Here is a 12,028-nt window from a genome sequence, read left to right on the forward strand (position 1 = left end):
AAAACGCGTAGCTGTGTCATTTCGTTCTCGCAGAAAAACATCCTGCGCTGTGCCGCCGCGTTACAGTGAAATGACATAGACACAGGGGAAAAGCATGTCGCGAATTCAACTGAAAAATACGGAGTTACTGCGCCAGCAGGCGTTATTTGGCGGGCGCTGGCAGGATGCGCACAGCGGCGCGACGTTGCCGGTTGTCGATCCTTCCACTCAGGAAACGCTGGCGACCATCCCGGCACTGGGTGCGGCAGAAACCGAACAGGCAATAGATTATGCCGAATCGGTACGCATCAGCTGGGGTAAGACGCCGAATGCCGCCCGCGCGGCGTTGCTGGAAAAGTGGCATCAGCTGATCCTGGAGAATGCGGATGACCTGGCGATCATCATGACCGCCGAACAGGGCAAACCGCTGGCGGAAGCCAAAGGCGAAGTGCTGTACGGTGCCAGTTTCGTTAAATGGTTCGCGGAAGAGGCGCGCCGTATCTATGGCGATACCATCCCGGCACCGAGCGAAGATCGCCGCATACTGGTGCTGAAACAACCGGTGGGGGTGGCTGCCGCCATCACGCCGTGGAACTTCCCGATTGCGATGATCACCCGCAAAGTCGCTCCGGCGCTGGCAGCAGGGTGCCCCATCATTGTGAAACCTTCCGAACTGACGCCGTTATCCGCACTGGCGCTGGCGGTGCTGGCCGAACGCGCAGGCTTCCCGAGCGGCGTGCTTCAGGTATTGACCGGTCTGCCTGCCGATATCGGCAGCACGCTCACTGCCAGCCGCACGGTGCGCAAAATCTCCTTCACCGGATCCACGCGCATTGGACAACTGCTGATGCAGCAAAGTGCCGACAGCGTGAAACGTTTGAGCCTGGAACTGGGCGGCAATGCACCCTTGATCGTCTTTGACGATGCCGACCTGGAGATTGCGATTGCTGGCGTGATGGCGAGCAAGTTCCGTAATGCTGGACAAACCTGCGTCTGCGCCAACCGCATCCTGGTGCAGCGTGGTATTTATGAACGTTTCAGCGCCCGGTTGCTGGCAGCGGTGGCGACGTTAAAAGTCGGCGACGGCTTTGATGCGCAAAGCACCATCGGTCCGTTGATCAACGATCGCGCGGTTGAAAAGGTGAATAGCCATATTGATGATGCGCTGAGCCAGGGGGCAACCCTGCTGACGGGGGGCATCAGCCAGCCCAACGGCACTTTTGTCCAGCCAACGGTGCTCGGTAATGTCACCAGCCGCATGCGTATCGCCCATGAAGAAACCTTTGGCCCGGTTGCGCCGTTGTTTATTTTTGATGAAGAAGAAGAAGCCATCGCTATGGCGAATGATACGCCTTATGGTCTCGGTGCTTATTTCTTCACCGAAAATATTCGGCGGGCGTGGCGCGTAGCAGAAGCGCTGGAATTTGGCATGGTGGGATTTAATACCGGTACCATTTCATTAGATGCCGCGCCATTCGGTGGAATTAAATTATCCGGCTTAGGACGTGAAGGATCACGCTACGGAATTGAAGAGTATCTGGAGCAGAAAACTTTTCATATTGGCAGTCTCTGATTAAAAATTAACAAACGAATAGCTCAGCGCCTGTTGCCTTTGGTTACAGGCGTTTTTTATTTTGTGCGCAATGTCATGTTTTTCCCGGTATTCGCTGTTTTAGTGCAAGTTTCATGCGAGGTGCACCAAAGGGATGCGCGTATTTTGTGAAGTAAATCATCTGTTTATTGCTTCGGCAATTCCGCAAAATTTAGCTCGCCAATACGGCAGAAAATTTTTTTGGGCTGTTTTTTACGCATTATTATTTTTTGGTGGGCTGGCATACTTTCTGCATTAGCTTATTAACAGCGCAGATAACTGTGGCAAGAAATTTTAATTAGCACGCTAATGACGGGTGTAACAAATAAGGATTTTTCCATGTTAAGTTTCGACCCTGAAAAAGTTTCTTTACCCGCTGGACATTATATTAATGGTCAGCATCAACATACGCAGGGCGCGTCTTTTGCGGTTAAACGCCCCTCCGATGGCAAAGTCTACGCCAGCCTGAATGAAGCCACCGCAGCGGATGTGGATGGTGCGGTCACTATCGCTCACCACGCATTAACTGCCAGCGGCTGGCGCAGCTGCCCACCGCGTGAACGGGGCAAAGTGCTGCGTCGCTGGGCGGATCTGATTGAGAGCGACCTGCTGCTGGCGCAGCTGGAAGCGCTTGGTTCCACCCGCCCGATCAGCGACGTGGTGCAGCATGAAATTCCGTTCACCGCCGAAGCGATTCGTTTCTACGCCGAGTGCGCCGACAAATACAGCGGCGACCTGTTCCCGACCAAAGAAAGCAGCCTTGGCATGCTGATCTCTGAACCTTATGGCGTCATCGGCGCCATCACCCCGTGGAATTTCCCGTTATCGATGGCGTCATGGAAATGCGGCCCGGCGCTGGCGGCGGGCAATGCCGTGGTGCTGAAACCCTCCGAGCTGACACCGTTCTCCACCGTACGCATGGCTGAGCTGGCTGTGCAGGCCGGTTTACCGGCGGGCATCCTGAATATTGTGCAGGGCAGCGGGGCGGTGACCGGCCATGCACTGGTCACGCACCCGCTGGTGCGCAAAGTCTCCTTTACCGGTTCTACCGTGACCGGTGCACGCATCATGAGTGATGCAGCGCAGCACGGCATGAAGCCGGTCACGCTGGAACTGGGTGGCAAAAGTCCACAGCTGGTGTTCGATGATGCAGGCGATATTGAGGTGCTGGCGCAGCGCATCCTGCGCGGCTTTACCGCCAATGGCGGCCAGGCCTGCGTGGCGGGTACGCGTCTGATTGTGCAACGTGGTATCGCACAGCCGTTGCTGGATCGTCTGGTGACGCTGTGCCAGCAACCGCGGCCGGGTGTCACCTGGCAGGATGACAGCCGTTATGCACCGCTGATAGACGAGCGCCAGGGCCACAAAGTGGCGTCGGTGATCGCGGCCGCGAAAGCGCAGGGGGCGGAGGTGCTGGTAGGTGGCGAGCGTTTTGCCGACACCGCCGAAGGCTGGTTCTGGCAGCCAACGCTGTTATGCGACGTGGCACCTGATAATCCGGCGGTGCAGCAGGAAATTTTTGGCCCGGTACTTACCGTGCAGGAATTTGACGACGAAGAACAAGGGCTGCAACTGGCGGCACATGAAACTTATGGCCTGTGCGCCGGGGTGCACACCCTGAGCCTGCCACGGGCGATGCGGGCGATGCGTGCACTGGAATCCGGCACCGTGTGGATCAACCGCTATGGCCGTTCCGGCGATTTTATTATCCCCACCGGCGGCTTCCTTGGCTCCGGTATTGGCAAAGATCTGGGGCGTCAGGCTTTTCAGGCCTGTCAGCGCCAGAAGAGTGTATTAATCGATTTTTAATTTCCGTTTCAGACAACGACGAGGTCGCGTCATGGCACTGTTTAAACCGAAATACATCACCTTTGATTGCTACGGCACCCTGATCAAATTCGATATGGCGGGAGCGGCGGAACGCTGCTTCAACGATCGCGTGGCACCGGAAGCGATGCGGGCGTTCACCACCGATTTCGCCCGCTACCGTATGGATGAAGTGCTGGGAGCATGGAAACCCTATTACGACGTGGTGAGTCACGCGCTGCAACGCGCCTGTAACAAGTGGGGCGTGCAGTGGGACAAGGCCGACAGCGACTTTATCTACACCGACTGCGCCACTTGGGGTCCGCATGCGGATGTGCCAGCCGGTCTGGCGAAAGTGGCGCAAGAGTTCCCGCTGGTGCTGCTCTCCAACTCGATGAAAGACCTGCTGCCACAGCATATTCCGCGTCTCGGTGCGCCGATCCACATGGCGATCACCGCAGAAGAGGTCGGCGCATACAAGCCGCAGATGAAAGGCTTTGAATACATGCTGGAAAAACTTGACTGCCGCCCGGACGAGATTCTGCATGTTTCCTCCAGCCTGCGTTATGACCTGATGACCTGCCATGACATGGGGATCACCAACAAGGTGTGGGTCAATCGTGGTCACGATCCTGCCAACCCGGCTTACGGCTACACCGAGATCAAAGATATCGGCGGTCTGCCCGCTGTGGTCGGACTCTAAGCCCGGAGGGCAGCGCAATGAAACTCGAATCTTTCTGGCAGGCCACCGCCCCGCAATTTACCGGCGCAGCCACGGGTGCGCTGCCCGCCACGGCCAGCGTGGTGGTTATTGGCGGTGGTTTTACCGGCGTCTCGGCAGCGCTCAACCTGGCACGGAGCGGCATCGATGTGGTGCTGCTGGAAAGTGGCGACATCATGAGCCAGGCCTCGGCGCGCAACGGCGGCCACTGCAATACCGGCGTCTCACAAAACTTTGCCGCACTGGTTGCCAGTCAGGGGCTGGAACAGGCCAGCCGCTTCTATCGTGCTTTCGATGGGGCGGTGAGCTATGTCGAACAGCTGGTGCATGACGAGCAGATCGATTGCGACTTCCGCCTGTGCGGCAAACTGAAACTCGCCAGCAAAGCCACGCACTTCCCCGGCTTGCGCAGCGCCTGGCAACTGATGCGCGATACCGTGGACCCGGAGATCGAGCTGATTAGCAAAGAGGACATCCGGCGTGAAGTGGGTAGTGATGCCTTTCACGGTGGCCTGCTGCAAAAGCGTGGCGGCCAGATGCATATGGGGAAATTTGGTGTCGGACTGGCAGAAGCGGCCGCGCGTAGCGGGGCGAAGATTTTCCCGCATCACGCGGTTACCGGGCTAACCCGTCTGAACGGCTATCGCCACCGTATCACCACCACGCAGGGCGAAATCGTGGCAGACAAGGTACTGATGGCCACCGGTGTTTCAAACGAAGGGCCATTTCCGTGGTTCCAGCGCCGCATCGTGCCGGTGGGCAGTTTTATTGTGGTGACCGAACCGCTGGGCGATGAGTTGCTGCGCCAGATCCTGCCGCAGGATCGTACCTACGTCACCTCGCTGAATATCGGTAACTACTTCCGTACCACTGCCGACCGTCGTCTGGTGTTTGGCGGCCGCGCCCGCTTTGCCGTCAGCAATCCGACGTCAGACTCGCGCAGCGGCGAGGTGTTACGGGCGGCGATGACCGCGCTGTTCCCGCAGCTGGGCAAGGCCGGCATTGATTACTGCTGGGGCGGCATGGTCGATATGACCGCCGACCGGCTGCCGCGTGCCGGTGAGCACGACGGCGTGTTCTATTCCCTCGGCTACAGCGGGCATGGCACCCAGATGTCAACCTGGATGGGGCGGGTGATGGCCGATGTGCTGGCCGAAAAACGCAATGATAACCCGTGGCAGCGAGAGGCCTGGCCTGCGTTGCCCGGTTACCACGGCAAACCGTGGTTTTTGCCTCTCGCGGGCTTGTATTACAAAGCTAAGGACCGGCTCTCCTGATCATCTCCTGCGCCTGTTCGCGCGATAAATCGCGCAGCTACGGCGGGGTGCGGTCTGTAGCGGCGCAATTTATTGCGCAAAACGGCAAGGCGCAGGGTGTCAGTAACGATTATCAAAGCAAACAACATTTCATATTGAGGGTGTGCAGATGAGTAAATTTAAGAAAGAATCTGACGCTGTGAATCCGGCTCTGACGCGTGCATTGACCGAAGGGTCGCTGTCCCGTCGCAGCCTGATGAAGTTGTTGTCCGCCGGTGCGGTGATGAGTACCGGCCTGATCGGTTTTCCGGAAATGGGTTTTGCGGCGGAAACGCCGGTCAAAGGCGGTAAGCTGCGCGCGGCGATGGCCAACGCCTCAGCCACCGATACGCTCGATCCCGCCAAAGGCAACAACAGCGGCGACTACACCCGTCAGTTTATGGTCTACAGCGGTCTGACTGAACTGGACAAAAACCTGCAAATTCAGCCGGGGCTGGCGGAATCGGTGGCATCCAGTGATGGCATTACCTGGCAAATCAAGCTGCGCAAGGGCGTGACCTTCCACGATGGCAAACCGCTCACCGCCAAAGATGTGATTTATTCCCTGAGCCGCCACAAAGATCCAGCGGTCGCTTCCAACGCCTTCAAATTGGCCGATCAATTTAAAACCTTCACCGCCGTCAATGATAACGAAGTGCAGCTGGTGCTGAGCCAGGCCAACTTTGACGTTCCTTATATGCTGGCGGCGGCACCGTTCCTGATCGTGCAGGATGGTACCAAAGATTTCAGCAAAGGCATCGGCACCGGCCCGTTCAAACTGAAAGAATTCAGCCCCGGCGTGCGTACCGTGGGCGTGAAGAATCCCAACTACTTCAAACCCGATTTGCCACATCTCGACGAGGTGGAACTGCTGGGCGTGACCGACCAGGCCGCGCGCGTCAATGCGCTGATGTCGGGTGACCTGCATATCATCTCCACCCTCAGCGCTGCCGATTGCAAACGTATCAAAGCCACCAGTGATTTCGGCGTGCTGGAGAGTAAATCCGGCATGTACACCAACCTGATCGTGCGCACCGACATGAAGCCCGGCAGCAACGAAGATTTCGTGCTGGGGATGAAGTATCTGCAACCGCGCGAAATGCTGGTGAAAACCGTGTTGCAGGGATATGGCGACGTGAGTAATGACACGCCTGTACCGCCCTGGCATCCGCTGTACAACGCGGACCTGAAGCCGCGTCCGATGGATGTGGAAAAAGCCAAATTCCACTTCAAAAAAGCCGGCATGGTCGGGGCCAACGTGGAAATCATCACCACGCCGAACATCGAAGGGGCTGTGGAGGGGGGCCAGCTGATTCAGCAGGTGGCGCGCAATACCGGGGTGAATTTCAAGGTGCGTCGCGTGCCGTATGACGGCTACTGGTCAACGCACTGGACCAAAGATCCGGTCGGCTACGGCTCCATCAACCCGCGTCCGACACTGGATATGCTGTTCTCTCAATTCTATCTCTCCACCGCGTCGAACAATGAATCCGGCTGGAAAAATGATCAGTTTGACCAGCTGGTGGTGGCGGCAAGGGGTGAGCGCGATCAGGCGAAACGCAAGCAGATGTACGGCGATATGCAGACGCTGATTTACGACCACTGCGGCACCATCATCCCCACCTTCATCAGCTCCACCGATGGTTACAACAAGAAGGTGAAAGGGGTGGAGGCGTGGCCATCAGGCATGATGATGGGTTATCGCTTCCATGAGTTTGCCTGGCTCTCTGCCTGATCCCTAACCCTGAGAGGAGTACGCCGATGAACCGATACATGATGTTCCTGATTGCCCGGCGCGCAGGCGCGGGCGTCCTGACTTTACTTATCGTCTCGGCGGTGGTGTTTTTTATCACCAGCCTGCTGCCCGGTGATGCGGCGCAGATGATTCTGGGGCAAAACGCCACACCGGAAACGGTGGCGGCGTTACGCCAGCAGCTCGGGCTGGATCAGCCGCTGCTGGTGCGATATTTCAGCTGGCTGGGCGGCATGCTGCATGGCGATTTCGGTATCTCGTTTGCCAGCCATTTACCGGTGGCACAGCTGGTGGCGCAACGCATTCCGGCCACCTTCGAACTGGCGGCAATCACCACGCTGATCTGCGTCCCGCTGGCGCTGGTGATCGGCATTGCGGCGGCGATGAACCGGGGTTCAATGATTGACCGATTTCTCGTGGTCAGCACCATGGCGACGGTGGCGGTACCGGAATTTCTGGTGGCAACGGTGGCGGTGCTGATTTTTGCGGTGAAACTGCATTGGGTGTCGGCGATGTCATTCGGCAGCCCGGATATGAGCCTGCTCAGTTACCTGAAATCCTATGCGTTACCGGTGCTGACGCTGTGCTGCGTGCTGGTGGCGCAAATGGCGCGTATGACGCGTGCTGCCATCATCAATCAGCTCGACAGCCCCTACCTGGAAATGGCGCGCTTAAAAGGCGTCTCGCCGCTGCGCGCAGTTTTGCGTCATGCGTTGCCTAATGCCGTCGGGCCGATTGCTAACTCCATCTCGCTCAGCCTGTCGTATCTGTTTGGTGGCGTGATCATTATCGAAACCATCTTCAGCTACCCGGGCCTCGCCAGTGCGCTGGTGGATGCGGTCAGCAACCGCGATCTGCCGGTGGTGCAATTTTGCGTCATGCTGTTTGCCGCCTGCTACCTGCTGTTGTTGCTGGCAGCCGACATCCTCACCATCGCCTTTAACCCGAAATGGAGGAGCTGATGAATAGCTTGCTACTTCCCTGGCGCTTTTTTCAGTCGCTATCGATCTCCGGTCGTTTTGGCCTGCTGATCTCGCTGTTCTGGGTGTTTATGGCATTGTTCGGTACGCAGCTGGCTCCGCACAGCGTCGAAGATATTGGCGGCGGCCCGATGCTGGGCGGCTTTACCGCAGATAACTGGCTGGGTACGGATTATCTTGGCCGTGACATCCTCAGCCGCATTCTGTATGGCGCGAAGTTCTCCATTGGTCTGGCGCTGAGCGCGGCGATCGGGGCCAGCCTGATTGGTACGCTGCTGGCATTGCTGGCGGCCGTCACCGGGCGCTGGCTGGAGGAACTGCTGGGACGCGTCAACGATGCGCTGCTGGTGCTGCCCGGCAAAGTGCTGTCGCTGATGATTGTGGCGGTGTTCGGTTCTTCCCTGCCGATGCTGATTCTCACCGCAATCTTCACCTACTGGCCGGGTGCCTTTCGTATCGCGTTTGCCATGGCGAGCAGCCTGCGCAATATGGACTACGTGCGCGCTTCGAAGCTGCGCGGTGAAAGCCGCTGGTACATCGCCATCCATGACATCCTGCCGAATATGGTGCACCCGATGCTGACCGATTTTGGTCTGCGTTTTGTCTACATCGTGTTGCTGCTCAGCGGCCTGAGTTTCCTTGGTCTCGGTGTACAACCGCCGTATGCCGACTGGGGCACGCTGGTACGTGAAAACATTCAGGGCCTGTTTGATGGTTCACCTGCGGTGCTGATGCCTGCGGTGGCGATAGCCAGCCTGACCATTGGTGCCAACCTGTTTATCGACAGCTTGCAGGCAATGCGTCCGCTTAGTTTTGCGAAGGAGGGAGCATGAACGTGACACCGCACACCGCGATGCCGGTGATCGCCGTCGAGAATCTGCGTGTCACTGCGCAGACCGACAAAGGCGAAGAGATCTCACTAGTTTCCGACATTCGTTTTACCGTGCAGAAGGGGGAAGTGCTGGCGTTGATTGGTGAATCCGGCTCCGGCAAAACCACCATCGCCATGGCGCTGATGGGCTATGCGCGTCATGGTTGCCGTATCGCGGATGGCATGATCCATGTGGCAGGCACCGATGTCCGCAGCCTGTCGCCGGTCCAGCTGCGCGAGTTTCGTGGTAACAAGGTCGCCTATATCGCGCAGAGCGCGGCGGCATCGTTCAATCCCGGCATGCGCATTCTTGATCAGGTGATCGAGCCGGTGGTGATCCACGGCAGCATGAAGCGTAAAGCGGCGAAAGAGAAGGCCATCGCGCTGTTTCGTGAACTGGCGCTGCCGAATCCGGACACCATCGGTGACCGCTTTCCGCATCAGGTATCCGGCGGCCAGTTACAGCGTTTAATGACGGCAATGGCGCTGATTGGCGATCCGGATGTGGTGATTCTGGATGAACCCACCACCGCGCTGGATGTGACCACCCAGGTGGAGGTACTGAAGGCGTTTCGCCGCGTGGTGGCGCAGCGCGGCGTCACGGCAATCTACGTCAGCCACGATTTGGCGGTGGTGGCGCAAATGGCCGACCGCATTCTGGTGCTGCTGCGCGGCCAGATAGCGGAATATGGCACGACCGAACGCCTGATCGGCGACCCGCAGGCGGAATATACCCAGTTGCTGATGGATGCCGCACGTCAGACCGAGCGGCCAAGCAGCTGGAGCTGTGCCACGGCAGAGATGCAGCCTTTGCTGGAAGTTCGCGATCTCTGTGCCGGTTATGGTCCACGCGGCAGAGATGGTCAGCCCAAAATCCGCATCCTCGAAGACATCAATCTGAAACTGTGGAAAGGGCAGGCGATCGGCATTATTGGCGAATCTGGATCCGGTAAAACCACGCTGGCGCACGCCATCGCCGGGCTGAATGCGCCGAGCCAGGGACATCTGTTATTCAACGGTCATTACATCAACGGTGACATGCACAAGCGGCCCGATAACGAGTTGCGCCGTATCCAGTATGTCTTTCAGATGGCGGACACCGCGCTGAATCCGGCGCACAGCGTTGAACGCATCCTGTCACGCCCGCTGGCCTTATTTCACGGCCTGAGTGGGGCGGCACGCGAACAGCGGCTGCATCAGTTGCTCGACCTGGTCAAACTGCCGCGCAGCGTGTTATGGCGGCGTCCGTGGGCGCTCTCCGGCGGGCAAAAACAGCGCGTTAACCTCGCACGGGCGCTGGCCGCCGAGCCGGATCTGATCCTGTGTGATGAAGTGACCTCAGCGCTCGACACCGTAGTGGCGGCGGCGGTGCTGGATCTGATCAGCGAACTGCGGCGTGAGCTGGGGCTGTCCGTGCTGTTTATCAGCCACGACATGCACGCGGTGCGCGCCGTTTGCGACGATATCGTGGTGATGAAAAGCGGCCGCATTGTCACCCAGCTCGCCCGAGCGGATTACGACAAACCCACCAGCGAGTTGTATTTCGAACGCCTGAAACGTGCGGTGCCGGAACTGCGTCAGGGCTGGCTCGACGAGCATGAAGAAGTGTTGAAGGCGGAATAGTGCATCGCCATTCCCAGGTCGGCATTCATGCCGACCAACGTCAAAACAACAGAATATCGAGGTAGCAACGTTATGCCTGCGCCGATTCGTTATGTACAGGACAGTGCTGATTTCCCTGAGTCCGCCGATGTGGTGGTGATTGGTGCCGGTATCGCCGGCTCTGCCGCCACCTGGGAGCTGGCCCAGCAGGGGTTAAAAGTGGTGTTGGTGGAAAAAGGGCTGGTGGGCGCGGAACAGTCGAGCCGTAACTGGGGCTGGTGTCGCCAGCAGAACCGCGACGAGCGCGAACTGCCACTGATTATCTATGCGCTCCAGCGCTGGGGTGAACTCAATGCGGCCACCGGCGAAGAACTGGGCTTCCGCCGCAGCGGCCTGGTGTATGCGACGCGTAACGAAGAAGACATCGCGGCCTGGGAAAAATGGGGCCGGATGGCAAAAAACTACGGGGTACGCAGCGACATGCTCAACGCGGAGCAGGCCAAAGCGATGACGCCTGGCAGCACCACCCCCTGGCTCGGAGGGGTGTCCTCACCCACCGATGGCCATGCCGAGCCACGACTGGCTTCCGCCGGGCTGGTGATTGGTGCGCAGCGTCTTGGCGCGCGGGTGTTCCAGCAATGCGCGGTGCGTGGCCTGGACATTGCGGCAGGCCGGGTCAGCGGCGTGTGGACCGAGCGTGGCCTGATCAAAACCAGCCGCGTGATTTGCGCCGCCGGGGCCTGGACATCGATGTTCTGCCGCCGACACGGCATCGATCTGCCACTTGGCAATGTGATCGGCACTGCCTTCCGCACCCAGCCGATTGAGCAGGCGATTGCGATGCCGCTGTACACCCCCGGCTTTGCCTGCCGCCCGCAGATTGACGGCAGCTATACCGTCTCGGTGTCCGGTCGTGGTCGTCTTGAACCGGGTGCGCAGGGCATTCGCTACGCACGCCAGTTCTATCCGACCTTCAAAAGCCGCCGCAAAAACCTTAAATTCAATCCTGGCATCAAACCGTTCTTTTCTGGCCCGGAAGCGCTGGGCAGCTGGGAGTTTGATCGCCAGTCGCCGTTTGAGCGGGTACGTATTCTTGATCCGGCAGCGGATGCCAGCATAGTGGAAGAAGGGCTGGCGGCGATGCGTAAAGAGTATCCGGCGCTGGCCAATCTTAAGCTGGCGCAATCCTGGGGCGGCATGATCGACAGCACGCCGGATGCCATTCCGGTGATCTCCACCGTGGCGAAACTACCGGGACTGGTGATCTCAGCCGGGTACAGCGCACACGGTTTTGGTATTGGTCCGGGGGCCGGGCGGTTGGCCGCCGATCTGGCGACCGACGGCACGCCGGTGGTGGATCCGACCCCATATCGTTATTCCCGTCTGGTTGATGGCAGTGGCCTCGACGCACCAGGCATGATGTAAGGAGC

9 protein-coding genes are annotated in these 12,028 nt (G+C 58.6%); all 9 read left to right on the forward strand.

All coding sequences use genetic code 11. The features are described 5' to 3' along the window. Window positions 1-94: 94 nt before the first annotated feature. The 9 genes from RCF31_RS00865 to RCF31_RS00905 all read left to right on the forward strand — a co-directional run bounded on the left by RCF31_RS00865 (window position 95) and on the right by RCF31_RS00905 (window position 12,023). Entirely contained in the window at window positions 95-1,552 is a 1,458-nt protein-coding gene (locus RCF31_RS00865) for an NAD-dependent succinate-semialdehyde dehydrogenase (protein ID WP_416412182.1), read from the forward strand. Window positions 1,553-1,909: 357 nt separating this feature from the next. Further along, window positions 1,910-3,379, forward strand: coding sequence for an aldehyde dehydrogenase family protein (locus RCF31_RS00870; RefSeq protein WP_416412183.1), 1,470 nt, complete (start codon window positions 1,910-1,912; stop codon window positions 3,377-3,379). Window positions 3,380-3,410: 31 nt separating this feature from the next. Beyond that, the gene (locus RCF31_RS00875) at window positions 3,411-4,079 is read left to right on the forward strand and encodes a haloacid dehalogenase type II (protein WP_416412184.1); all 669 of its coding nucleotides are present in this window, start codon (window positions 3,411-3,413) and stop codon (window positions 4,077-4,079) included. Between the two features lie 17 nt (window positions 4,080-4,096). Then, window positions 4,097-5,374: an NAD(P)/FAD-dependent oxidoreductase gene (locus RCF31_RS00880; RefSeq protein WP_416412185.1), complete on the forward strand. Its 1,278-nt coding sequence runs from the start codon at window positions 4,097-4,099 to the stop codon at window positions 5,372-5,374. Window positions 5,375-5,522: 148 nt separating this feature from the next. Next, window positions 5,523-7,127, forward strand: a complete 1,605-nt coding sequence (locus RCF31_RS00885) for an ABC transporter substrate-binding protein (RefSeq protein WP_416412186.1) — start codon at window positions 5,523-5,525, stop codon at window positions 7,125-7,127. Between the two features lie 26 nt (window positions 7,128-7,153). After that, window positions 7,154-8,107, forward strand: coding sequence for an ABC transporter permease (locus tag RCF31_RS00890; RefSeq protein ID WP_299449492.1), 954 nt, complete (start codon window positions 7,154-7,156; stop codon window positions 8,105-8,107). Continuing rightward, window positions 8,107-8,958 carry an ABC transporter permease gene (locus RCF31_RS00895; RefSeq protein ID WP_299449494.1) on the forward strand — a complete coding sequence of 284 codons (852 nt, stop codon included), beginning with the start codon at window positions 8,107-8,109 and terminating at the stop codon, window positions 8,956-8,958. The genes RCF31_RS00890 and RCF31_RS00895 overlap by 1 nt, the downstream gene beginning before the upstream one ends. Further along, window positions 8,955-10,619 (forward strand): ABC transporter ATP-binding protein, encoded by a 1,665-nt coding sequence (locus RCF31_RS00900; protein ID WP_416412187.1) that lies wholly within the window; start codon window positions 8,955-8,957, stop codon window positions 10,617-10,619. The genes RCF31_RS00895 and RCF31_RS00900 overlap by 4 nt, the downstream gene beginning before the upstream one ends. Before the next feature lie 72 nt (window positions 10,620-10,691). Continuing rightward, window positions 10,692-12,023: an NAD(P)/FAD-dependent oxidoreductase gene (locus RCF31_RS00905; protein ID WP_416412188.1), complete on the forward strand. Its 1,332-nt coding sequence runs from the start codon at window positions 10,692-10,694 to the stop codon at window positions 12,021-12,023. Window positions 12,024-12,028: the final 5 nt, after the last annotated feature.

This window comes from Pantoea sp. App145 (genome assembly GCF_047947045.1).
Classification (GTDB): domain Bacteria; phylum Pseudomonadota; class Gammaproteobacteria; order Enterobacterales; family Enterobacteriaceae; genus Pantoea.

Coding starts and splice junctions, on each gene's coding strand:
- RCF31_RS00865 (WP_416412182.1), top strand. CDS start 95: ATGTCGCGAATTCAACTGAAAAATACGGAGTTACTGCGCCAGCAGGCG.
- RCF31_RS00900 (WP_416412187.1), top strand. CDS start 8,955: ATGAACGTGACACCGCACACCGCGATGCCGGTGATCGCCGTCGAGAAT.
- RCF31_RS00905 (WP_416412188.1), top strand. CDS start 10,692: ATGCCTGCGCCGATTCGTTATGTACAGGACAGTGCTGATTTCCCTGAG.
- RCF31_RS00880 (WP_416412185.1), top strand. CDS start 4,097: ATGAAACTCGAATCTTTCTGGCAGGCCACCGCCCCGCAATTTACCGGC.
- RCF31_RS00890 (WP_299449492.1), top strand. CDS start 7,154: ATGAACCGATACATGATGTTCCTGATTGCCCGGCGCGCAGGCGCGGGC.
- RCF31_RS00870 (WP_416412183.1), top strand. CDS start 1,910: ATGTTAAGTTTCGACCCTGAAAAAGTTTCTTTACCCGCTGGACATTAT.
- RCF31_RS00895 (WP_299449494.1), top strand. CDS start 8,107: ATGAATAGCTTGCTACTTCCCTGGCGCTTTTTTCAGTCGCTATCGATC.
- RCF31_RS00875 (WP_416412184.1), top strand. CDS start 3,411: ATGGCACTGTTTAAACCGAAATACATCACCTTTGATTGCTACGGCACC.
- RCF31_RS00885 (WP_416412186.1), top strand. CDS start 5,523: ATGAGTAAATTTAAGAAAGAATCTGACGCTGTGAATCCGGCTCTGACG.